Annotated in this window: 26 protein-coding genes and 1 riboswitch; of the genes, 22 read left to right on the forward strand and 4 right to left on the reverse strand. The window is 45.5% G+C overall.

Annotated features, from left to right (window positions below; translation table 11 throughout):
• Window positions 1-3: 3 nt before the first annotated feature.
• The 3 genes from FJU10_RS11945 to FJU10_RS11955 all read left to right on the forward strand — a co-directional run bounded on the left by FJU10_RS11945 (window position 4) and on the right by FJU10_RS11955 (window position 2,087).
• Entirely contained in the window at window positions 4-441 is a 438-nt protein-coding gene (locus FJU10_RS11945; protein WP_005230254.1) for a PTS sugar transporter subunit IIA, read from the forward strand.
• Window positions 442-463: 22 nt separating this feature from the next.
• Window positions 464-1,612 (forward strand): mannitol-1-phosphate 5-dehydrogenase, encoded by a 1,149-nt coding sequence (locus FJU10_RS11950; protein WP_010748851.1) that lies wholly within the window; start codon window positions 464-466, stop codon window positions 1,610-1,612.
• 175 nt (window positions 1,613-1,787) lie between these two features.
• A complete protein-coding gene (locus tag FJU10_RS11955) occupies window positions 1,788-2,087 on the forward strand; it encodes a hypothetical protein (protein WP_005232957.1) in 300 nt (99 codons plus the stop codon).
• Window positions 2,088-2,224: 137 nt separating this feature from the next.
• Here FJU10_RS11955 and FJU10_RS11960 read toward each other — a convergent pair whose 3' ends face one another.
• Window positions 2,225-2,737 (reverse strand): type 1 glutamine amidotransferase domain-containing protein, encoded by a 513-nt coding sequence (locus FJU10_RS11960; protein WP_005232958.1) that lies wholly within the window; start codon window positions 2,735-2,737, stop codon window positions 2,225-2,227.
• A 124-nt stretch (window positions 2,738-2,861) separates the two neighbouring features.
• On the opposite strand from FJU10_RS11960, the gene FJU10_RS11965 reads away from it, so the two are divergent.
• The 3 genes from FJU10_RS11965 (at window position 2,862) to FJU10_RS11980 (ending at window position 4,793) form a co-directional block, all read left to right on the forward strand.
• Window positions 2,862-3,413 (forward strand): hypothetical protein, encoded by a 552-nt coding sequence (locus tag FJU10_RS11965; protein ID WP_140966027.1) that lies wholly within the window; start codon window positions 2,862-2,864, stop codon window positions 3,411-3,413.
• A gap of 181 nt (window positions 3,414-3,594) precedes the next feature.
• Window positions 3,595-4,029, forward strand: a complete 435-nt coding sequence (locus FJU10_RS11975; RefSeq protein WP_077454124.1) for a hypothetical protein — start codon at window positions 3,595-3,597, stop codon at window positions 4,027-4,029.
• 8 nt (window positions 4,030-4,037) lie between these two features.
• Window positions 4,038-4,793, forward strand: coding sequence for a DUF6681 family protein (locus tag FJU10_RS11980; RefSeq protein ID WP_140966029.1), 756 nt, complete (start codon window positions 4,038-4,040; stop codon window positions 4,791-4,793).
• 56 nt (window positions 4,794-4,849) lie between these two features.
• On the opposite strand, the gene FJU10_RS11985 is transcribed toward FJU10_RS11980, so the two are convergent.
• Window positions 4,850-5,257, reverse strand: a complete 408-nt coding sequence (locus FJU10_RS11985) for an Hsp20/alpha crystallin family protein (RefSeq protein ID WP_077454126.1) — start codon at window positions 5,255-5,257, stop codon at window positions 4,850-4,852.
• Between the two features lie 174 nt (window positions 5,258-5,431).
• Here FJU10_RS11985 and ispE point away from each other — a divergent pair, with 174 nt between their 5' ends.
• Window positions 5,432-6,283, forward strand: coding sequence for a 4-(cytidine 5'-diphospho)-2-C-methyl-D-erythritol kinase (ispE, locus tag FJU10_RS11990; RefSeq protein WP_034878197.1), 852 nt, complete (start codon window positions 5,432-5,434; stop codon window positions 6,281-6,283).
• 177 nt (window positions 6,284-6,460) lie between these two features.
• Here ispE and FJU10_RS11995 read toward each other — a convergent pair whose 3' ends face one another.
• Window positions 6,461-6,640, reverse strand: a complete 180-nt coding sequence (locus tag FJU10_RS11995) for a hypothetical protein (RefSeq protein WP_077454128.1) — start codon at window positions 6,638-6,640, stop codon at window positions 6,461-6,463.
• A 306-nt stretch (window positions 6,641-6,946) separates the two neighbouring features.
• Between FJU10_RS11995 and FJU10_RS12000 the strand changes: the two genes are divergently transcribed.
• From FJU10_RS12000 to thiT, 7 genes are all read left to right on the forward strand, one after another.
• Complete coding sequence (locus FJU10_RS12000) at window positions 6,947-7,906, forward strand: metal ABC transporter substrate-binding protein (protein WP_140966030.1); 960 nt, start codon at window positions 6,947-6,949, stop codon at window positions 7,904-7,906.
• A gap of 12 nt (window positions 7,907-7,918) precedes the next feature.
• Entirely contained in the window at window positions 7,919-8,599 is a 681-nt protein-coding gene (locus FJU10_RS12005; protein ID WP_005232967.1) for a metal ABC transporter ATP-binding protein, read from the forward strand.
• Window positions 8,572-9,402 carry a metal ABC transporter permease gene (locus tag FJU10_RS12010; RefSeq protein ID WP_005230272.1) on the forward strand — a complete coding sequence of 277 codons (831 nt, stop codon included), beginning with the start codon at window positions 8,572-8,574 and terminating at the stop codon, window positions 9,400-9,402. The genes FJU10_RS12005 and FJU10_RS12010 overlap by 28 nt, the downstream gene beginning before the upstream one ends.
• Before the next feature lie 151 nt (window positions 9,403-9,553).
• Window positions 9,554-10,378 carry a pur operon repressor gene (purR, locus tag FJU10_RS12015; protein ID WP_005230273.1) on the forward strand — a complete coding sequence of 275 codons (825 nt, stop codon included), beginning with the start codon at window positions 9,554-9,556 and terminating at the stop codon, window positions 10,376-10,378.
• A 178-nt stretch (window positions 10,379-10,556) separates the two neighbouring features.
• Entirely contained in the window at window positions 10,557-11,930 is a 1,374-nt protein-coding gene (gene glmU / locus FJU10_RS12020) for a bifunctional UDP-N-acetylglucosamine diphosphorylase/glucosamine-1-phosphate N-acetyltransferase GlmU (protein WP_140966031.1), read from the forward strand.
• A gap of 116 nt (window positions 11,931-12,046) precedes the next feature.
• Window positions 12,047-13,021, forward strand: coding sequence for a ribose-phosphate diphosphokinase (locus FJU10_RS12025; RefSeq protein WP_005230276.1), 975 nt, complete (start codon window positions 12,047-12,049; stop codon window positions 13,019-13,021).
• A 181-nt stretch (window positions 13,022-13,202) separates the two neighbouring features.
• A riboswitch (TPP riboswitch) is annotated at window positions 13,203-13,304 on the forward strand.
• A gap of 51 nt (window positions 13,305-13,355) precedes the next feature.
• A complete protein-coding gene (thiT, locus tag FJU10_RS12030) occupies window positions 13,356-13,928 on the forward strand; it encodes an energy-coupled thiamine transporter ThiT (protein WP_140966032.1) in 573 nt (190 codons plus the stop codon).
• Between the two features lie 54 nt (window positions 13,929-13,982).
• Here thiT and FJU10_RS12035 read toward each other — a convergent pair whose 3' ends face one another.
• On the reverse strand, window positions 13,983-14,771 hold the full coding sequence (locus tag FJU10_RS12035) for a hypothetical protein (RefSeq protein WP_140966033.1): 789 nt from the start codon (window positions 14,769-14,771) through the stop codon (window positions 13,983-13,985).
• A 232-nt stretch (window positions 14,772-15,003) separates the two neighbouring features.
• On the opposite strand from FJU10_RS12035, the gene FJU10_RS12040 reads away from it, so the two are divergent.
• The 8 genes from FJU10_RS12040 to priA all read left to right on the forward strand — a co-directional run bounded on the left by FJU10_RS12040 (window position 15,004) and on the right by priA (window position 22,456).
• Window positions 15,004-15,720, forward strand: coding sequence for a class A sortase (locus tag FJU10_RS12040; RefSeq protein WP_140966034.1), 717 nt, complete (start codon window positions 15,004-15,006; stop codon window positions 15,718-15,720).
• A gap of 75 nt (window positions 15,721-15,795) precedes the next feature.
• Window positions 15,796-17,460 carry a patatin-like phospholipase family protein gene (locus FJU10_RS12045; RefSeq protein WP_140966035.1) on the forward strand — a complete coding sequence of 555 codons (1,665 nt, stop codon included), beginning with the start codon at window positions 15,796-15,798 and terminating at the stop codon, window positions 17,458-17,460.
• Window positions 17,453-17,668 (forward strand): YdbC family protein, encoded by a 216-nt coding sequence (locus FJU10_RS12050; protein ID WP_005230288.1) that lies wholly within the window; start codon window positions 17,453-17,455, stop codon window positions 17,666-17,668. Before FJU10_RS12045 ends, FJU10_RS12050 begins: the two co-directional genes overlap by 8 nt.
• A gap of 27 nt (window positions 17,669-17,695) precedes the next feature.
• Window positions 17,696-18,580, forward strand: coding sequence for a YicC/YloC family endoribonuclease (locus FJU10_RS12055; protein ID WP_140966036.1), 885 nt, complete (start codon window positions 17,696-17,698; stop codon window positions 18,578-18,580).
• A 13-nt stretch (window positions 18,581-18,593) separates the two neighbouring features.
• A complete protein-coding gene (locus FJU10_RS12060) occupies window positions 18,594-18,875 on the forward strand; it encodes a hypothetical protein (protein WP_005230307.1) in 282 nt (93 codons plus the stop codon).
• Window positions 18,876-18,999: 124 nt separating this feature from the next.
• A complete protein-coding gene (gmk, locus tag FJU10_RS12065) occupies window positions 19,000-19,614 on the forward strand; it encodes a guanylate kinase (RefSeq protein ID WP_005230308.1) in 615 nt (204 codons plus the stop codon).
• Between the two features lie 5 nt (window positions 19,615-19,619).
• Entirely contained in the window at window positions 19,620-19,925 is a 306-nt protein-coding gene (rpoZ, locus tag FJU10_RS12070; protein ID WP_005232977.1) for a DNA-directed RNA polymerase subunit omega, read from the forward strand.
• Window positions 19,926-20,053: 128 nt separating this feature from the next.
• Window positions 20,054-22,456 carry a primosomal protein N' gene (priA, locus tag FJU10_RS12075; protein ID WP_140966037.1) on the forward strand — a complete coding sequence of 801 codons (2,403 nt, stop codon included), beginning with the start codon at window positions 20,054-20,056 and terminating at the stop codon, window positions 22,454-22,456.
• Window position 22,457: the final 1 nt, after the last annotated feature.

Below are 22,457 nucleotides of genomic sequence, written 5' to 3' on the forward strand. Positions count from 1 at the left end.
CGAATGCAAGTATTAGAAAAAGACATGATTGAATTGAACAAACAATTTGCGACCAAAGAAGAAGCCATTCGTTACTGCGGCGAAAAACTGCTGGCGGCAGGCTGTGTGGAAAAAGAATACGTCGAAGCCATGCTTGAGCGTGACGAGATGCTCTCAGTCTATATGGGGAACTTTATTGCGATTCCTCACGGTACGGATGAAGCCAAAAAATACGTCAAAAAATCAGGTATCTGTATCGTACAAGTGCCGGATGGCGTGAATTTCGGTACCGCGGACGAAGAAAAAATCGTCACCGTCCTTTTCGGCATCGCGGGCAAAGGAGAAGATCATCTGCAATTGGTCCAACAAATCGCCCTCTTTTGCAGCGATATCGATAACGTTGTCGAATTGGCGGATGCCTTAGATAAAGAAGAAATCGCCCAAAGTTTGACCGTGGCATAAGGATTTAAGGAGGAGACAAGACATGAAGGCAGTTCACTTTGGTGCAGGTAATATTGGTCGCGGCTTTATCGGCGAGATATTGGCTGCCAACAACTTTGAAATCACATTTATTGATGTCAATGAAACGATCATTGACGCCTTAAAAGCAAGACAAGGGTATACCATCGAATTAGCCGATGAGACCCAAGAACAGATCCACATCGAGCATGTGACAGGATTGAACAATGCTAAAGAACCAGAAGCGGTGATCCAAGCGATCGCCGAGGCAGACATCCTTACGACCGCCATTGGTCCCAACATTTTGCCGCATATCGCTGAGCTGATCGCCAAAGGCTTAGAGGCACGTCAGCAACACCCAGACAAGCCAGCCATTGATGTGATCGCCTGTGAGAACATGATCGGCGGATCGACCTTTTTAAAAAGCGAAGTGCAAAAATACGTTGCGGATTGGTCCGCGTTAGAAGCGACGGTTGGTTTTCCAGATGCAGCGGTGGACCGCATCGTACCGCTGCAACATCATGAAGATCCCTTATTCGTTCAAGTAGAACCTTTTTGCGAATGGGTGATCCAAGAGTCAGGGATGAAATCCTCGATCCATCTGCAAGGGGTCCATTATGTGGCGGACCTGGAACCGTACATTGAACGGAAATTATTCAGTGTCAATACGGGTCATGCTACGGTAGCGTACACAGGCGCCCTCCAAGGCTATCAGACGATCGATGAAGCGATGCAGGACCATTTAGTGGTGATCCAATTAAAATCCGTTCTCGAAGAAACTGGGCGGCTTTTAATTGAGAAATGGGCTTTTGATCCTGAAGAACATGAACGGTATATCGAAAAAATCATCCAACGCTTTAAAAACAAACACATTTCCGATGCCATCACACGGGTGGCACGGACACCTGTCCGCAAATTAGGAACCGAAGAACGCTTTATTCGACCAGTCCTTGAGTTAGAAAAACGCAACATGCAGCCAGATCATCTCTATGAAACGATCGGCATGATCTTCAACTACAAAGACCCTGAAGATGAGCAAAGCCAACAGTTACAAGCACTTTTGGATGAAAAATCACTACCGGAAGTTATTGCAGAAATCACTGGCTTACAAGATGAAGACATGATTGAAACGATCCGACAAAACATTGAAAAATATGCGTATGTTGCCGCATAAAAACGAGTAACACACAGAACAAGCAGATAAATTGCCGCATCCGTAAAAGTTAGCCCAATAAGCGAACTTTTGCGGATAGGTCAATTTCTTTCAGCGCTTGTTCTGTGTTTTTTTGCTCACCGATTGACCTTTGCTGCCAACTTGACGATAATAAGAAAAGAAATGAGGGAGAGCAATGGAACGATGGTTTGAAGAAGCCCAGCTTCAAGTAATTGAGTTGCCGATCGAATGGCAGGAAAACCGTCCCGTCTATCGGGCCTTTATCCGTGAATTACCGACGATCCAAGGGGAAGGAACTTCGCGGCAAGCTGTTTATCGGCAGTTGGCAGAAGCCTACGCGGCTTACCTTGCACAACTTCGAGAGGTCAATGAGGCACAGGAAGAAATGACGTCTTCCTTATTATCGACGGAAGAATTATTGCGCTACTATGATGGCGAGACCTTCGATGGTTTTGAGTTGCCTTCTGACGAGTAACAGGAAAAAAGCCATTCACTGAAAACCGAAAAGCTACGCAAGAAAAAACCGCTCAGTTGCAGCTCGATCGATACGAAGGATCGAACGCTGCAACTGGCGGCTTTTTTTCTATCAAAGAAACCACGTCTTATTCGCGGTTAGTTCAATGCCTCAGTAATGGCTTGATTGAAGGCATCTAAGTCATCTGGGTTCCGACTGGTGATCAACCGATAGGTTTCGTCGATCACGACGGGCTCATCTTTGACGGTGGCACCTGCGTAGGCTAAATCTGGTCGCACAGAATCATAAGCCGTCAAGGTCAAATCTTTCGTCAGTCCTGTTTGGATAAACAGTTGTGGACCGTGGCAAATGGCAAAGACGGGACGATCAGATGTCAAAAAGTCTTTCGTCAATGACACATAGCGCTCATCGGTTCGTAATTGGTCAGGGGAGAAACCGCCTGGGATCAACAAAGCATCAAAACTGGCGGGATCGATCGTATCGATGGCCGCATCGACGGGAAACGTTCCACCTTGTTTGCCTTTTACGGTCTCGGTGCCTTCATTACTAATAACGACTACTTCATGTCCGGCCGCTTCCAGTGCTTCTTTGGGTGACGTCAATTCAACATCTTCAACTAGATCAGTGACAATAACAGCAACTTTACTCATTCGGTCTCCTCCTTATTACTTGATGAACAATTTGTTCACCTGCTATTATTTATGCTAACGAAGATTTTCGCTGTTGACAAATCATCTGTTTGTCCGCAGCTTGAAAAAGAAAGAAGGCAACGCTATGGCAACGATCCAACTATTTATCTCTGATACCCCCCTTTGCTTTGAAAAAGCGGAATTCACTTTTATGGAAGAAACATTTGTCATCGAGAAACAGCAACTATTTGAAAAAGTCGATGCGGTGATGCATCAAGAGGTATCCTCGGCCTTGGTTTCATTGGTAGAAAAAGCCCTTTTGACGCTAGAAGCGATCGGGGAAGAAGAGGATTATTTCGACCTGCTTTATTTGACCTATGAGAATACCCGTCGTTCCCTCAGCGGACAGCAATTACTCGCACAGCCTTTTCCAGCTGTAGAGGCAGCCTTGCAGCCAGTCTTTGATGAGTTGGCAGAACCGATCGTAGAAAAGTTTTATGAGGAGCTGACCAATCAGCTAGAAGAAGTCGCTGATGATGAACTGTTTAGTTCTTATTATCTGGATGAAGAAGAAGCGGTGATCCAAATCGATGCCCCGATCCAACATGAAGAAGTGATCGCATTGCCCGCCCTTTTACGGGATTACCATGGCACGTTGCACCTGACCTTTGAAAAGTTTTATGAATACCTTGTGTAGCGGCGGCAACTGTCGTCGTTATTTTTTGTGAAAACAGTTACATGTTTAGTTTTTTTTAAATCCTGCAACAGAAGCCTCGGGAATCTTGACCCTTTTGTCAGAAACGATTATAAAGGTAAGAAGAGGCTGAAGGAACCGAGGCTGCCGATGGGCAACATCGGGTAAGAAAAGGATGAGAATCATGCGAAAAGTCCCGCCTATTTTAAAACCAATTGCACTTTTAACGATATCAACGATCATTGCCACTGCTACCGGCGTGGTGAATTCAGGCAGTTACCGCCAACCAAGTCGTGCGACGGAAACGACAGAAACGACCGAACAAGCACCAAGTGAAAGCACACCGTCTTCGATAACGGAAGACAGTCAAAATCAAACACCTGCTAGTACGGACTCACAACCGACGAACGATGACCAGCAGACAACACCGTCATCCAGCAGTGAAGTAGTAACACCAGAAACGACCCCGTCTTCTTCGGTGCCGACAGAAACGACACCATCAAGCGATGAGAGTGTTTCACCGACGACACCGGAAAACAATCAAGAAACGCCTTCTTCAAGTGAAGAAACCACGCCAGATCAGCAAGTGATCATGGATGAGAATCAAGGAAATGAGTAGGTGAGAAAATGACGCTTATTTTAGATTTAATCAACGGCATCCACAAATTTTTGGGCTATCTTGACATCAGTCCCAAATACTTGAATCGCGCCTATACCATCCTCAGTATCATTCCAACGGCGTATATTTTGCGGATCGTCTATGGAATGTTTGCGAACCAAAACTATTTTCAAGCGATCCTTTATACGATCGGCTTTTTGGTCTTAGTCTATTTCTGGGTACTGAATATCTTCTATTATTTCTTGAATAAAAACCTGAAGTTCGATGTCACTCAGACCTTTGTCAAAGTCTTGCCGGATGAAGTCTTCAATATTGAAGGGGAAACTATCAGCACCACCGACATTGATCGTTTGACGACTGAAAAAGCAGTGATCGATTTTGAAGAAGACTATCAGCTAGTATTGGCGAATCATTTGCAGACTTTGATCGCTCAAGAAGATTTGGCGATTAAACCGTCATCCAACGGCTTTACGATTCCGAAAAATACCTTGTACCCTTACTATTTTGTCAAACAGCAAGGGAAAAACGAGTACGTATTGCAGATCGGGACCAGCTACACGGAGATGACGAAAGTCGGCACGATTCAATGGACCGGCAAGCAACCTCTAGAGCCAGTGGGCTTATTTATCACTGGCGGTGATTTTGTCAAAAACGATGTCAAATACCATGAACCCTACAGTTTGAAATTGTACGTCAAAAAAGAGGTCTCCGAAGAAGAACCACAGACCTCAAGACAGGCATATCGACGACAAGCACGCAAATAAGAAAAGGCAGTTCCCCTAGAGCGTTCTCTGAAGGGACTGCCTTTTTGGTATCTCGGTTATTCGATCGGAATATTTTTTGCGGGTGCGTCTTTGTAGCTAGCTTTCGGTAAGGTCAGGGTCAAAACGCCGTCTTCAAACACTGCTTTAATGGACTCTTCATCAATGTCTGTGATGGTGAAGGTCCGTTGATAGGCACTGCTGGAGCGTTCTTTGCGCAAATAATGTCCGAAATCATCCTCGGTTTCAGTGGTCTCTGTTTGAGCCGCTGAAATCGTCAAGGTATTGTTGACGTAACTGACGCGGATGTTTTCTTTCTTGATGCCGGGTAAATCTGCTTGAACGAGATACTTGTCTTCGTACTCTTTAATGTCCGTGTTCATTTGCCGTTCTTGCCAAAAACTGTTCATTAATTTGCCTAATAGTTCTTCGCCGCCTGCTAAATCTCTTGGAATCAAATTTGCCATGTGGTTCCCCCGCTTTCTTTTATCTATTGAGTTGGTACCTCTATTTTACGAGGAACCAAGCCAAAGGGCAACCAAAATGGCAACAATCACAAAAACAAGAGAAATCACTCAACTATCTTATAAGAATCTGCTATGATAGAACTAAATAACTATCAGATGATTGGATGAATGAAGATGGAGATTATTGAAAAAGCGCCAGCTAAGATCAACCTCGGTCTCGATGTGTTAGAGAAAAGAACAGACGGTTACCATGAGTTGGAAATGGTGATGTCTAGTGTTGATCTAGCCGACCGTCTGATAATGGAAGAGATAGCAGAAGATAAGATCATTGTAGAAACCAACAAAGCTTTTTTACCAATCGATAAACGCAATAATGTCTATCAGGCCGCCAGTATTTTAAAAAAACGCTATGGTATCAAAAAAGGCATCCGCATTCGCATCACCAAGAATATCCCGGTGGCAGCTGGGTTAGGTGGTGGCAGTACGGATTGTGCGGCAGCGCTGCGGGGGATGGTTCGTCTTTGGGACTTGGATCTTTCCATGGCAGAGCTGATCGATATTGGTATGGAAGTTGGTACTGATGTTCCCTATTGTCTGTATGGGACCACTGCTCATATTGCAGGAAAGGGGGAGCTAGTGACGCCGCTGCGGCCGATGCCGCAATGTTGGGTCATCTTAGTCAAACCTCGTCTGAGTGTTTCAACGGGGAAAATCTTTCAAGAAGTCGAGCTAGACCAACTGCACCATCCAGATATCGCAGCATTGTCTGCCGCCGTCTTAGCCGAAGACTACTCGGCTATGATCGCTGCCATGGGCAATAGCCTAGAAGCCATCACGATCCCAAAATATCCGATCGTCCAACAGATCAAAGATCGCATGATGAAATATGGTGCCGATGTTGCCTTGATGACCGGCAGCGGACCGACTGTTTTTGCTCTTTGTCAAAAATATTCACGGGCACAGCGGGTCTACAATGCCTTAAAAGGGTTCTGTGACGAGGTTTATCTTGTACGTACATTGAAATGAAGGAGTCAAGGACACAGGCAGGAAGTGCCTGTGTTTTTGCGTTCCTTCGATAAAAATCAGTCATATAGCGAAGAAAAAGGCAGCTGAGGTAGGGAGGAAGCATCTAGAAGCTGCCCTACACAAAAGTCCCCGACGAAAAAAAGGCGTCGGGGTCTGATTCTTTACCTAAAGCAAAGGCTATTCTTTTTGGTGCTGCTTCTTTGCGGATTTTTTCTTTTTGTCTTCTTCATACAATGGTTTGTCGATCGTTTTGCGGATTTCTTCGGTTTGCTGCGATGCAGGATCTTCTGGTAAATCAACTCGATTCAGCAGTTCACTGTTGTTTACAGTTGGCGGCACAGTCACAAATTCATTCATCTTCGTTTCCTCCAAGTGCTTTTAGCTTATTATCCTACATACTCTCTAATTTTTCAAGCTGACACAGTAGGGGCGCATGGCGAATGGTGTAAAATATAACTAAGTTTCTGAGAGAAGAATCCGCTTCAAATGAACGTTTTCTCCTATGTTTTCCGATTTATCTCGAAATAAAAGTTTTAAATCGTAAAACGTACGATTTGTCTTGACGAACCAGAAATCATTTGATAGAGTAACTTTTGCTAACAAAACGGAGTTGTTCCGTTTTAAAATAAAAAGAAGAGCCAGCAAATGGAAGGGGAAATCCCGATGAAAAAAATCTTACTTACTACAGCACTCCTTTTAGGGGGTGTGCTTCTTGGCGCTTGCGGGCAGCAAGAAGCAACAAGTCAATCGAGTGACACCGAGAAGCTGTCGATCGTCACGACGTTTTATACAATGTACGAATTTACGAAAGAAGTTGTAGGCGATGCAGCAGAGGTCTCCTTGTTGATCCCTGCAGGAACCGAGCCTCATGACTATGAGCCAAGTGCCAAAGATATGACAAAAATCATGGATGCAGATGCCTTTGTCTGCAATAGTCCTGAGCTAGAAACTTGGGTTGCTAGTTTGACGGATTCCGTCGATCCTGAGCAAACAGCAGTGATTGAAGCGGCCAAAAACATTCAGTTGGTGGAAGGCACAGAGGAAGAGGATCATGACGCGCATGATCACGAAAGCGAAGACAGCCATGAAGGCCATGATCATACGTATGACCCTCATGTTTGGACTGACCCAGTCTTAGCGATCCAAGAAGTAGAAACGATTCGCGATGACCTGATTGCGAAGTTTCCTGAGCAAAAGGCAACCTTCACGGAAAATGCGGCTGCCTATATCGAAAAACTTTCTGCTTTAGATGAAGCCTACCAAGCGGCGTTAAAGGATGCGACTCAGCGGACCTTCGTTACGCAGCACGCAGCCTTTGGCTATTTGGCACGGCAGTATAATTTAGTCGAAGAATCGATTTCGGGCATTTCACCCGATCAAGAACCAACGCCAAGTCGTTTGGCTGAGCTGAAAGAATATGTAGAAGAAAAGCAAGTCAAAGTTATCTATTTTGAAGAAAACGCGTCATCGAAGGTGGCTGAGACCTTAGCCTCTGAAACAGGAGTGGAGCTGGCGGTCTTGAATCCATTAGAAAGCTTGACGCAAGCGCAGATGGATAACGGCGAAACATACCTGTCTGTAATGGAAGACAATTTGGCAGCATTACAAAAAAGTATTCACTAAGGAGGCGCCTGCGTGCGTTATATCGATGTAAAAGATTTGACCTTTTATTATGACGATGAGCCCGTCTTGGAAGACATTTCTTACTTTGTTGAAGACGGCGAATTCGTGATTTTGACCGGCGAAAATGGGGCGGCAAAATCTACTTTGATCAAAGCAACCCTTGGTTTGTTGAAACCTTCTAAAGGAGCAGTCACCTTGGCGACCAAGAATGCCGCTGGTGAAAAATTAAGCATCGGCTACATTCCTCAGCAGATTGCTTCCTTTAATGTCGGGTTCCCCAGCACCGTTTTGGAATTGGTCCAATCAGGCCGCTACCCAAGAGACCGCTGGTTCAAGCGACTGACGAAACGAGACCATGAACATGTCCGCCGTGCATTAGATGCCGTCGGGATGTGGGACGTGCGTCATAAACGGATCGGTGAGTTGTCCGGTGGCCAAAAACAACGGATCAGCTTGGCACGGGTCTTTGCCACGGATCCTGATTTATTTATTTTAGATGAACCAACCACGGGGATGGATGAACAATCCCGCAATCTGTTTTATGAACTGCTGCGACACAATGCTCATGACCATGGCAAGTCGATTTTGATGATCACCCATGATCACGAAGATATCAAAGAATATGCGGACCGTCAGATCCGTTTAGTGCGGAAGGAGGATTCACCATGGCGCTGCTTTCATATGAATTCATGAGAAGAGCTTTTCTTGCGGCGATTTTTATTGCCGGTATCGCACCGATGCTGGGGGTCTTTCTGGTGATTCGACGACAGTCATTGATGGCTGATACGCTGTCCCATGTCTCTTTAGCAGGGGTGGCACTAGGCTTCTTTCTAAATCTAAATCCCAGTTTGACGACGCTATTGATCGTAGTCATTGCCGCAATCATTTTGGAATATTTGCGAACGCTGTACCGCAGTTATTCAGAGATCTCGATCGCCATTTTGATGTCCGGTGGCTTAGCGTTAGCCCTCGTCTTGATGAACCTTAGCGGTGGGAACTCCGCAACGAGTATCCAATCGTATTTGTTTGGGTCGATCGTTACGATCACACAAGAACAAGTCTGGATCTTAGGCTTTTTGTTTTTAGTCGTTTTTGCTTTATTTTTCTTATTCAAACGGCCCATGTACATTTTGACCTTTGATGAAGATACCGCCCATGTCGATGGCTTGCCTGTGCGAGTGATGTCGATGCTCTTTAATGTCTTGACGGGGGTGGCAATCGCTATGATGATCCCGATTGCGGGCGCATTGCTGATCTCTGCGATCATGGTTTTACCAGCTGCCATCAGTATGCGTTTAGGCAAAAGCTTCAACGCTGTGATTTTGATCAGTGTCGTGATCGGCATGATTGGGATGATGTCTGGTTTGACCAGTTCCTTTTATTTGGACACACCACCGGGAGCGACGATCACGCTGGTTTTTATCGCTCTTTTCTTAGTGATCAATTTGATCAAACGCATCGTGATCCTCGTGCAACGAAAACAGCGCCTCAAATAAAGGGCTTTATGAAAAAGAAACGAAGAATTTTCGTTTCTTTTTTTTAAACTCTAATCAAAACCGAACAATATAAGCAATATTTCAGATAATGCTCGCATTTATCCCGAAAAAGCCTTATAATAAGGCGAATAAACTAAAGGAGTTGTCCGGTGTGAAAATACGTCGAAGTGAACGACTGATCGATATGACACATTACTTGTTGAATCATCCCCATGAATTGATTTCATTGTCCTTCTTTTCTAAACGATATGCCTCTGCAAAATCATCGATTAGCGAAGATTTATCTATTATCAAAAAGACCTTTAAAGAACGAGGAACAGGCATTCTTGATACCGTGCCAGGCGCTGCTGGCGGTGTTTTTTTTGTGCCTGAAATTTCTGAAGAAGAAGCGTATGCGTACGTCGAAGGGCTGGCAGAACGCTTGTCTGAGCAAGACCGTTTGTTGCCTGGCGGCTATGTTTATCTATCTGACTTATTAGGCGAACCGGAATTGCTGCGCCAAGTCGGCCGCATCATCGCTTCCAAATATTTAGGCGAACAAATCGATGCGGTGATGACCGTTGCTACTAAAGGAGTGCCGATCGCTCAAGCAGTCTCTTACTACTTGAATGTTCCCTTCGTGATCGTGCGTCGTGATTCCAAGATCACTGAAGGCTCGACCGTGAGTGTCAATTATGTCTCTGGTTCTTCAGAGCGCATCGAAAAAATGGAATTATCCAAACGCAGCTTAAAGCGCGGCTCTAGAGTATTGGTGGTCGATGACTTTATGAAAGGCGGCGGCACGGTCAATGGGATGAAGAGCTTGATTGAAGAATTTGAAGCCGAATTAGTCGGTATTACGGTTTTTGCCGAAACGAAATTCAAAGGCAAGCGGGCCATCAGCGATTACAGTTCTCTGCTGTATGTTGAAGATGTCGATACCCAGACCAAAACGATCTCGGTAGTACCGGGAAATTACTTTGAGAAAAAAGCCTGATTTTTTGTGGCTCTTAGACTGGCGCAAGCAGCTGTTTTTTAAACGGCGGCCGCCAGTCTTTTTTTGATTGGTCTAGGTGGCGATTCCTTAAATCGTTGAAATTTACAAGTACTTGGGCTAAACTGTTTATAGGAAATTCAATGAATAAAAATCCTTCAGATTGATAGGAGTGGAATACGTGGACGCACGTTTTGCAATAATTTTAGCGGCTGGAAAAGGCACGCGCATGAAATCGAAGTTATATAAAGTGTTACATCCGGTTTGCGGTAAGCCAATGGTGGAGCACATCATGAACCGAGTGGTGGAAACAAATCCTGAAGAGATCGTGACGATCGTTGGTCACGGGGCGGAAATGGTCAAGGAGCAACTGGGGGATCGCACCAATTACGCCTTACAAGCCGAACAATTAGGTACCGGTCACGCTGTCGTTCAAGCCGAATCATTTTTAAAGGGCAAAAAAGGCACGACCTTAGTAATTAGTGGGGATACGCCGTTATTGACGACGGAAACCTTGAATAACTTGTTCGATTACCATCAAGGGAAAAATGCATCGGCGACGATCTTGACGGCACAAGCGGCAGATCCAACGGGCTATGGCCGGATCGTACGGGATCATGTCGGTATCGTGGAGAAAATCGTTGAGCAAAAAGATGCGTCGACCGAAGAAGCGTTGATCCAAGAAATCAATACTGGAACGTATTGCTTCGACAATGAATTGCTATTTGACGCCTTGGCAAAATTAGATACGGACAATGCCCAAGGGGAGTACTATTTGACTGACATTATCGAGATCTTAAAGGAAGACGGCAAAATCATCGCTGCTTATCAAACCGAAGATTTCCATGAATCTTTAGGGGTCAACGACCGCATCGCCTTAGCCGAAGCCAATCGCTTGATGCGCCAGCGGATCAACCGTCAGCACATGCAAAACGGCGTGACCTTGATCGACCCGGCGACGACTTATATCGACGAAGGCGTTGTGATTGGTTCAGATACCTTGATCGAAGCCGGTGTGATCATCAAAGGGCAGACGACGATCGGAGAAGATTGTGTCATTACGGCAGCTTCTGAAATTGAAGACAGCAAGATCGGCAACCAAGTGACGATCAAGGCATCGACGATCGAGGAGAGCATCATCCATGATGGCGCCGATGTCGGTCCTAATGCCCATCTTCGTCCCCATGCGGAAATTTTGGCCCATGCCCATATCGGTAACTTTGTGGAGGTCAAAAATGCTACGATTGGTGAAGGCACCAAAGTCGGACACTTGTCTTATGTTGGCGATGCGACCTTAGGCAAAAACATCAATGTCGGCTGCGGCGTAGTCTTTGTTAATTATGACGGCAAGAGCAAATTCAAAACGACTGTCGGCGACAATTGCTTTATCGGCTCTGGCTCCAATCTAGTTGCGCCATTAACCATCGAAGAGGAAACGATGATCGCTGCTGGCTCAACGATCACCAAAGATGTTCCTAAACACAGTATGGCGATTGCCCGCGCCCGTCAGGAAAATAAAGCGGATTACGCGAAAAAGTTGCCTTATCTAAATTAGAAATAGCGAAATGACTTGATTTCTTAAGGAAAAATGACTACTATTTATTAGGAAGAAGATTCTAGTAAAAAGGAGTCATTTTTTTCTAGATGAACGCAAAGAAAGTGGAGGTTCTCATGTCAAATCATTATTTTGATCCAAGATTGAAGATTTTTTCTCTGAACTCAAATCGTCCTTTGGCGGAAAAAATCGCAGCTGCAGTAGGTGTTGAATTAGGTAAGTGTTCAGTCAAACAATTTAGCGATGGTGAAATCCAAGTGAATATTGAAGAAAGTATTCGTGGTGCCCACGTCTACGTGATTCAATCAACCAGCAGCCCTGTAAACGATAACCTAATGGAATTGCTGATCATGATCGATGCTTTGAAGCGCGCCAGTGCGAAGACGATCAATGTAGTAATGCCTTATTATGGTTATGCAAGACAAGACCGCAAAGCGCGATCAAGAGAACCAATCACCGCAAAACTTGTAGCAAACATGATCGAAAAAGCCGGTGCGAACCGCATGGTTACACTGGATTTGCATGCCTCACAGATTCAAGGGTTCTTTGATATCCCCGTTGACCACTTGATGGGTGCACCATTGATCGCCAACTACTTCTTGGAAAGAGGCATTCAAGGCGATGATGTCGTCGTTGTTTCACCAGACCACGGGGGCGTGACTCGTGCCCGCAAATTAGCTGAGTTTCTTAAGTCACCAATCGCGATCATCGACAAACGTCGTCCGAAAGCCAACGTAGCGGAAGTCATGAATATCATTGGTCATGTTGAAGGCAAAACTTGTGTCTTGATCGACGATATGATCGATACTGCGGGTACCATCACATTGGCTGCGAACGCGTTGAAACAAGCAGGAGCTAAAAGTGTTTACGCCTCATGTACTCACCCTGTCTTGTCAGGACCTGCCTTGGAACGGATCGAAGATTCGGCCATTGAGCATCTAGTTGTGACAGATTCGATTCACTTGCCAGAAGACCGCAAGTCGAAAAAAATCGATGAGATCAGTGTCGGTGCCTTGATGGGCGAAGCGATCAAACGAATCCATGAGAACAAACCAGTAAGTCCACTGTTTGAATCAAAATTATCAATTTAATCGTGTCTCATATGCATGAGAACAACAGCCAATGGTCGGTCTTTAGCCCCTCATTGGCTGTTTTTTTCTGAGGAGTTTCAGGATGTTTTTAGAAAAAACGATCGCAGTCATGTTTCTTTTCACCAATTTATGGTATTCTTGAAAGTGACTTGCGAAACGCAAGCAAAAAATAAAATAGAATCTAATCACAAAGGGGAGTCTGCAAAGGCTGAGAATGAGAGTACTCTAAACCCTTCGTACCTGTTTCGATCATGCGAACGTAGGAATTGTGACGAGTTGAAGTGTCTAACACTTCTCCTTTGTGAATTGTGATGATTCTAAAGGAGGAGTTTTTTTGAAACGAAAAATGTCGCTGCAAGTGTGGACGGAAGGAACGATGATTGCTGCGATCGGGGTCGTCTTGTCGTATATCCCGATCCAGACAGCCAATTCCAGTATCGACTTGTCTCTAGGGCTCGTGCCCTTGGTCTTGTATTCGTATCGTCGCGGGGTGCTGCCGGGAATGACGGCGGGATTTATGTGGGGCTTGCTGAATATTTTGATTGGTAGTGCGATGCGTAACTTTATCACCGTTCCACAGATCATCTTTGAATATCCCTTTGCCTTTGCTTTTGGTGGGATGGGCGGCTTGTTTGCTAATAAAATCCAGCAAGCGATCCGTCAAAACAGCAAAACCGTTACGTGGTATGTCGTCTTAGGGGGCATCGTGGCGGTGATCAGCCGTTGGTTTTGGCATTATTGGGCAGGGGTTTTTGTCTGGGGAATGTACGCACCAGAAGGACAAAGCCCGTATCTGTATTCCTTGATCTTCAATGGAACATCGGTCATCATCAATATCGTTTATGTAGGGGTCGTATTAGGTCTCTTAGTCAAGGCCGCTCCAAAATTATTTGTGCCTAAAGTTTAGTTTTAGAAATGAAATCATAAAAAATGTCTTGATGCTCTTTGAAAAAGAGAAGCATCAAGACATTTTTTTATCGAAAAAGCCAAAAGCCAGATCTTCTTGATCAATTTCCAACGACCAGTTTTTTTTGCTGGCTGAGTAGCGCAAAACTGCAATTTGATCTAACTCTTTTTGATTGACCAGCGTGTTTTTTAAGCCAGCATCTTCTGACAGATAGATCGGGATCGTATAAGTTTTATCGATCAGTTGCTCTTGTGTCAGACAGAAGACGATGCCTTCTTGCATGATTCCCCGTAATTCTTTCAGCAAATTAAAGTCGAGCTTTTCCACCGGTGTCGCTTTTTTAAAAAAGGAGAGGCGATCATTGATTTTTTCTAAGACGATGCGGGTGATCCGATCCGCCAAGATCCGGTAATATTCATCTAAATAGCGATAATAAACGCGGGAACGTGTATCTTTTAAGTCAAAGAAAACAAAGTTATTTTGCAGTTTGTAAAAGAAAGGGGAGTGGAGGTGTGTCTTCATGTGGCCAAAATATAACAATTCGGAGATCTCTAAAGGCGTCAATTCTTTGACCATCTCGTAATCATTAAAATCGATCCACTTCATTTCTTCGGCAATGCGACCTTTGTTGATCTGCTGAAAAAACAGTTGGACATCTTCCATTCCGCGTATCACTTTTAAGCCCGTATGACCGTCGAATTCGCCGAAATCACTGGAAGGATCAAGCAAGAGCAGATTCTTGGGCTGATGGACAATGCTCTTGTTAAAATCTTGGGGGGCAAGCCCGCGGGTCAAGACGGCATTGCTGGTTGTATCAATATGTACGTAAATCGTGTTAGACATGCCGATCGATCCCTCCTATCTACTAAGTTCATTCTACAACAAAGCGCTGAAAATTGCTTGTATCTTTTCGTTTAAAGTTATATTACAAAATAACAGAAAAAACAATTTTTAAGTTCCCTTTTTCGACAAAAAAAAGGCAAATCTTGTCTTTTCGTAAAAAAAATGGCCAAAATTGGCGTCTTTATGAGGATTTTGGTATGATAAAAGAAGAAACTAATGGAGACGAGAACCTATGAGAAAAAAGAAAAGTAGACTTTCCAATTGGCTGAGCAATCTCTTTTTGCTTTTGCTGTTATTGATTGGTTTAGCATTGATTTTTAATAATCAAATCAAAAATTATTTTATTAAACAAACAGGTGAAGCATACGCAGTCGGAACCATTGATCGTAGTGATGTGGAAAAAAACATGGAAGCGGAAGCGACCTTTGATTTTGATGCCGTGGAGCCGGCAAGTTCAGAAGCAGTCTTACGGGCGCAGCTGAGCAACAAAGCTTTGCCAGTGATCGGCGGCGTGGCGGTCCCCAGTGTTGGGATCAATCTGCCGATTTTTAAAGGCTTGGCCAACGAGGCCTTGCTGTATGGTGCTGGTACGTTAAGTCCCACCCAAAAAATGGGGGAAGGCAATTACGCGTTAGCTAGCCATCGCGCCCAATCGCCAGAGCTTTTGTTTACACCATTGGATGATGTCGCCATCGGGGCGGCTATCTATGTGACCGATCTGGAAAATATTTACACGTATACCGCGACTTCTTCTGTGCGGGTCGATCCGACCGATGTCTATTTGCTTGACGAAGTAGAAGGCCGCAAAATGATCACGCTGATCACCTGTGGCGAAATGGGCGGTGTCACCCGTCGTGTGATCCAAGGTGATTTGGAATCTGTGACGCCAGTCGATGAAGCCACGGATGAGATGTTGGCAGCATTCAACATGGCACAACGAACATTTTAATCAAAAGAATAGCTCGAGTGGTACGGCAGCCGGCGTGTCATTCGTCTATTCTTTTTTGCTTAAGGAGGCGTCTTGATGAAAGTGAAAAAACTGACTTCGATCGATTTTCTTGCACAAAGGGCAGGGTTTCAAGAAAGCCGACTGGTCTTTTCCTTCTTTGAGTCGCACTCAAAAGCGCGACGAGCATTTCTCGCCGACATGGCGCAGCAGGGCTGGCAGATCGACAGCCGTTATGGCCGCTTTTACCTTGCCGGGCAGTTTGATTTTGACCAAAAGACACTGACTATCACCAATCTGCTGGTGGAAGCAGCCGCCGAGTTTACTTGGAAACAACTGCTAGCTGTGACAGAAAGCTTTGCCCGCAGTCGTTTTGTAGCAGCCGTCTTGTGGCAGCTTCCTCATCGGACCCCCTTGGCTGAGTGGTTTATCCAGCAAGGATATCAGGTGGTCCCTCAAGGGTATCAAAGAGCGCTAGCTTATCAGACGGCGCTGGTTTTAGGCGGTGGCGGTGCTCATGGGGCGTATCAAATCGGGGTTTGGCAAGCGCTGCAAGAACGGGGCATCACCTTTGAATGGATTACGGGAACTTCCGTTGGTGCGTTGAATGGCGCCTTGATTTTAATGAACGATGTGGAAGCGGCCGTCGATTTATGGGCAAATATCTCCAGCGAGCAAGTATTGCACTATCCGCTTGCTTCGGTACGAGCCCAAACACTGCGGGATTTGATGAATCAAGCCAACTCGCTGGTCCGCGAAGCGGTCAAAAGCAACGGCGCCAGTACCGAACCTTTGGCAAAGCTTTTGCAAAAGACCTTTGATCAAGAAAAATTCAGCCAAACTGCTTGTCATTTGCTGATCTGTACGACTCGTCTGCCCGACTTCAAGGAGACGGTCTATGCCTTTGATCCATCCGCAGTTGAGGAAAATCTGCATTGGTTGTTGGCATCCGCCTCATTTTATCCAGCGATGCAGGCGCAAAAAATTAATGACGCCTATTACATCGATGGCGGCTATCGCAACAACCTGCCCATCGATGTCGCTGTCCAGCAAGGGGCAACGGAATGTATCACCGTGGATGTCCAAGGACCCGGCATCAATAAAAGGACGGTTTTGACGGAAGAAACTGCGCAACTTTCGTTAGGGTCTCCTTGGTCCTTAGGCAGCTTTTTGGTTTTTGATGCCCAGCGTTCGCTGGATAATATGACCTTAGGCTATTTGGAAACCTTGAAAGTGTTCGGCAAATACCAAGGCCATTGGTATACCTTTGAAAAGACGGTTGATTTTCAGCCGTTATGGCGGGGCTTTTTGAAAGAGCTACGCCAGACAGACCCGTTGCTTTATCAGGAACTAAAGAAAAAAGAATTTTGGAAAAAAATGCGTAAATTCTATCAACAGGATGTGCCATTTGAGCAGTGGGGGCGTATACTGATAGAGTGTACCGCGAAAGTATTGTATCTGGCGCCTACGGTGATTTATGAGCAGGAAACGATCCTAACGGCTTTAGCTGAAAAAATTGCGCTAAAGGCAGTGGAAGAAGCCGATGCCTGGTCGATCACCGAGTGGCTGAGTTATTATCGCGACCGTTTTTTTGTCTTGTCCGAGCAAAACCGCTTTTTCTTTTTTTATCGGACGCAGCAATTGAATCTGCCCGCCCTTCAGCAGATTCGTCGGCGTTACCCGCTGACTGCTTTGATGGCAGCGTATAGTCACTATCTTTTGAAAGGAGCAGAAAATGGATAAATTTTCGTATGAAATCGTTGAAGAGATCGCCGTGCTTTCGGAAAATCAAAGAGGCTGGCGCAAAGAATTGAATTTGGTGAGCTGGAATGGGCGTCCACCAAAATTTGATCTGAGAGATTGGGGTCCAGAGCACGAGAAGATGGGCAAAGGCGTCACCTTATCCAATGAAGAATTTGCAGAACTTAAAAAAGCCCTGCTTTCCATGTAAGAAAGCAAAAGGGTGAGGAGTGATCAAATGAAAAGTATGACTGGTTTTGGCAAAGGCAGTGCAGAAACGCCAGATGCGCAGATCGAAATTGAGATCAAAAGTGTCAATCAGCGCTTTTTGGACCTGCAGCTGCGAATGCCCAAACAATTGAATCCTCTAGAAGGTGCTTTACGGCAGTCGATCAAGCAGACCCTCCAGCGAGGACGGATCGAATTGTATGTGACTTTAAAAGAAAAAACCGCAAATACGAAACAGATCGAGATCCAATGGGACCTGCTGGAACGTTTCATGCAGGAGATCGATACCGAAGCCAAAGACCGTTTTGACCTAGCAGAGCTGCCTAAAGCAGCATTGCTGGAACAATTCCTGCTCCATGAAGCTTTTCTAACGATCTCTGATCAAGAGCCAGAAGAAAGCACCTTAGCCGATGGCGTGATGGAAGCATTAGACCAAGCGTTGGCAGCGATCGATCAAAGCCGCTGGGTGGAAGGGCAAGGCATTCTGCAGATCTTGCAAGAAAACCAGCGACAGCTGCAGGAAAAGCTGACAGAACTCAAACAATTCGTGGCCCTCTATGAGGCAGACTACCAAGAACGCTTTGAAAAGAAACTGACTGCCTATTTAGGGGAAGAAGTCGAGCGCGATCGTTTACTGACAGAGTTGGCGATTTTATTGGAACGCGGCGATATCCACGAAGAACTGGATCGTTTAAGTATCCATTTAACGACGATGACGGAGCTGCTGGCAGCTGAGACGCCGATAGGTCGAGAGCTGGATTTCTTGATCCAAGAGATGAACCGGGAAGTCAATACGATTGGCTCAAAATCAAGTCCGATCCAAATCAAAAACAGTGTCGTCCAAATGAAGACGATCATTGAAAAAATCAGAGAACAAGTTCAAAACATCGAGTAGGAGGAATGAACCAATGAAATATTACGATATCACCTTTCACGAACTGAGCGGAAAAAATGTCATCAAACGCAGTATACCCTCTGACAAAGAGAATTTCTCTGCATGGGAAGATGCCTGCGTAGCCATCGAGCCGGATTTTCTTCATCTATTAGTTGATGGCGTAGCGGTTTCTTTAAATCGTCGGTACATCGTGCGTATCGATTGCCAAGAAGTGACGGATCCTACCGAAAAAGCGATCACCGCCAAAGACGAATTAGCAGGGGTCATCAATACCTTAAGCAACATGGGCTTTTAAGAAAGCAGCCGAAGTGTAGACTAGCAATTTCATGAAATTCCCATTATAATAAAGTAGTTCTTGAAAGTTGCTGAAAAAAAGTGCAAAATAGACGTTAAGCAAATGTCAGTGAAAGGACGTCATTATGTCAGAGCGAGGATTACTTATAGTTTTATCAGGACCTTCCGGAGTAGGGAAAGGGACCGTGCGCAAAGCAATTTTTGAGAGTGACGACAACGATTTTCAATATTCCGTTTCAATGACCACTCGTCAAAAACGCGAGGGGGAAGTGGAAGGGGTCGATTACTATTTCCGCACGCGTGAAGAATTTGAAGCCTTGATCGAAGCCGGTGAAATGCTGGAATACGCCGAATATGTCGGCAATTATTATGGCACCCCATTATCTTATGTCCAACAAACATTGGATCAAGGAAAAGATGTGTTTTTAGAGATCGAAGTGCAAGGGGCAAAACAAGTAAAAGACAAAGTTCCCGATGGTGTGTTTATTTTTCTGACGCCACCTGATCTGGCAGAATTACGCTCTCGTATTACAGGAAGAGGAACCGACTCTGCCGAAGTGATCGATGAACGGATGCGTGTCGCCCGTGAAGAAATCGAAATGATGGCTTTGTATGATTATGCCGTTGTCAATGATGAAGTACCTAAGGCAGTCCAACGAATTCGCGAAATTATTTCGAGTGAACATTTTCGCGTTGACCGAGTGATCGGAACCTATATCAAAATGTTAGAGGAGCTGTAAGAAATATGATGTTAAAACCTTCAATCGATTCTTTGTTGGATCGTGTCAATTCAAAATATTCATTAGTGATCTTAGCAAGCAAACGAGCGCATGAACTTGATGCCGGTGCGCAAGCAACACTAGAAAACTTTGATTCAGTGAAAAGTGTGGGTCAAGCACTTGAAGAAATCGAAGCGGAATTAGTCGTTAATGATCCGCATCCAGAAATCAAGCGCGCCCGCTTGAAAATGGAACAAGAAGAGCGCAAAGCGCAAAAAGACCAAGAACAAAAAGAATTAGAAGCGCGTATCCGCGACGAACAAAAGCTATAGACAAAAGCAAGCTAGAGCACGCCTGTGTTCTGGCTTTTTCTTTTGAATGGTGATGGTTAAATTTTTGTAAGGGGTACAGACAAACCCCAGCCCATTTAGTAAAATAGAACCTAAAAGGAGGAGAAGAAATGGCGTACATAGCAGAAGTGATCGTGGATGTTCCCACGATGCAGACCGATCAGCCTTTTACTTATCTGATCCCATCAGAATTACAAGCCGCCATTGAGACAGGAATGCGGGTCGAAGTGCCATTTGGCAAAGGCGACCGCCATATCCAAGGGTTCGTCGTCGGCCTTTCAGAAGTTGCCGAACCGCAGCAGACCTTAAAACCAATCGTTCGTTTGTTGGATTTGTCGCCTGTCGTCAATGAAGAACTTCTCCAATTAGCCGACTACATGAAGGAAACGACCTTTGCCTTTAAGATTACTTGCTTGCAGACGATGCTGCCTAGTGTGATGAAAGCCGAGTACCAAAAGCAGATCGTTTTGCTGGAAGGAAATCATCCCATCAAAGAATATTTTCCCGAAGACGGCATCCTCAGTTGGCAAGACGCCGAAAGTGCAGGGCTGCTGCCGCAGTTGAAGCCTTTGCGGGAAGCCGCAGTAGTTGAATTGCAGTATCTCGTGAAAAATAAAAACAAAGCGAAAATGACCCGTTACATTGAACGCAAGATCGAGCCAGCAGAAATCCCCGCCGTCCAGCAACAGCTGCGCAAAGGGGCCAAACGCAAGCTGGAAATCTTACAGATTTTGACAGAGGAAGCCCGCTTGCCGGTTTCCTTTTTTACCGAACAAGGGATTTCCACTGCGGCTTTGAACCAAGCGCAAGAAGCTGGCTGGCTGACCTTTACGGAAGTTGAAGCCTACCGTGATCCTTACAAAGACCGTCAATTTCAAAAAACGGTCCCCCTTGAATTAAATGAAGAACAGGCAGCTGCAGTAGCGCAAATCACTGCTTGTGCGGATAACCAAGAGGCGCAGACTTTTTTACTGGAAGGGATCACCGGCAGTGGAAAAACAGAAGTCTATCTACAAGCGATCGCCCAATTGCTGAAACAAGGCAAAACCGCGATCATGCTCGTACCGGAGATCGCGTTGACCCCGCAAATGGTCGAACGCTTTAAAAGCCGTCTCGGCGACGCAGTGGCTGTTTTACACAGCGGCTTGTCCCAAGGTGAAAAATACGATGAATGGCGTAAGATCGAACGTGGGGAGGCGCAGGTGGTGGTTGGCGCCCGTTCGGCGATTTTTGCTCCGTTGAAAAACATTGGGGTCATCATCGTCGATGAGGAGCACGAAGCTTCCTACAAGCAAGAGGAAGCCCCTCGTTATCATGCGAGAGATTTAGCGATTTGGCGCAGCCAGTACCATCACTGTCCAGTGGTGTTAGGCAGTGCGACGCCGTCATTAGAATCTCGTGCTCGGGCCCAAAAAGAAGTCTACCGCTTATTGAAATTGAATCAGCGGGCAAAAACCAATGCGCAATTACCGCAGATCGAAGTCGTGGATATGCGTACCGAATTTGCCAATAAAAAGTATCAAACCTTTTCTCGTCCGTTACAGGAAAAAATCACAGACCGTTTGGCCCGCAAAGAACAGATCGTCTTGCTGCTGAATCGGCGCGGCTACTCTTCCTTCGTGATGTGCCGCGATTGCGGGTATGTTTTGCCTTGTCCAAATTGTGACATCTCCTTGACGCTGCATATGGATACCAAAACGATGCGCTGTCATTATTGCGGGCATGAAGAACACATCCCCCATCGTTGCCCCAACTGCAATGCAGACAAGATTCGTTATTACGGAACGGGCACGCAAAAAGTGGAAGAAGAGTTGAAGGAACTGTTTCCTGAAGCGCGGGTCTTACGGATGGATGTCGATACCACCCGCAAAAAAGGCGCCCATGAAAAAATCTTGACCTTGTTTGGGGAGAAAAAAGCGGATATTTTGTTAGGGACTCAAATGATCGCCAAAGGCTTGGATTTTCCTGATATCACACTGGTAGGGGTCTTGAATGCCGATACCGCCTTGAATTTGCCAGATTTTCGTTCGAGTGAACGGACGTTCCAGCTGTTGACTCAGGTCAGTGGTCGGGCAGGTCGGGCAGAAAAAACCGGCGAAGTGGTGATCCAAACATTTAACCCTGAGCACTATGCCATCCAGTTGGCGCAGTCGCAAGACTACGAAGATTTCTATCAAAAAGAGATGTGGATGCGGCACCAAAGCGGTTATCCACCGTACTATTTCACCGTCAAAATCACCTGCAGCCATCCCGAAGAGCAAGTCGCCGCTCAGAAGATGTTTGCGATCGCGCGGGATCTGCAGCAGGAGCTGTCACCGCAAAGTATTTTGTTGGGGCCGGCACCAAGTGCGATTTTGCGGGTGAAAAACCGTTATTACTACCAATTGATCATTAAATACAAAAATGAACCGCAGCTACCTGCTTTGTTGACCCGTCTGTTGGATCAAAGTCAAATCGATCAGCGCAAAGGATTGTACGTGTCGATTGACCAAGAGCCGTTGAATTTTATTTAGA

Source organism: Enterococcus sp. OL5 (assembly GCF_006491895.1).
Classification (GTDB): Bacteria; Bacillota; Bacilli; order Lactobacillales; family Enterococcaceae; genus Enterococcus_D; species Enterococcus_D innesii.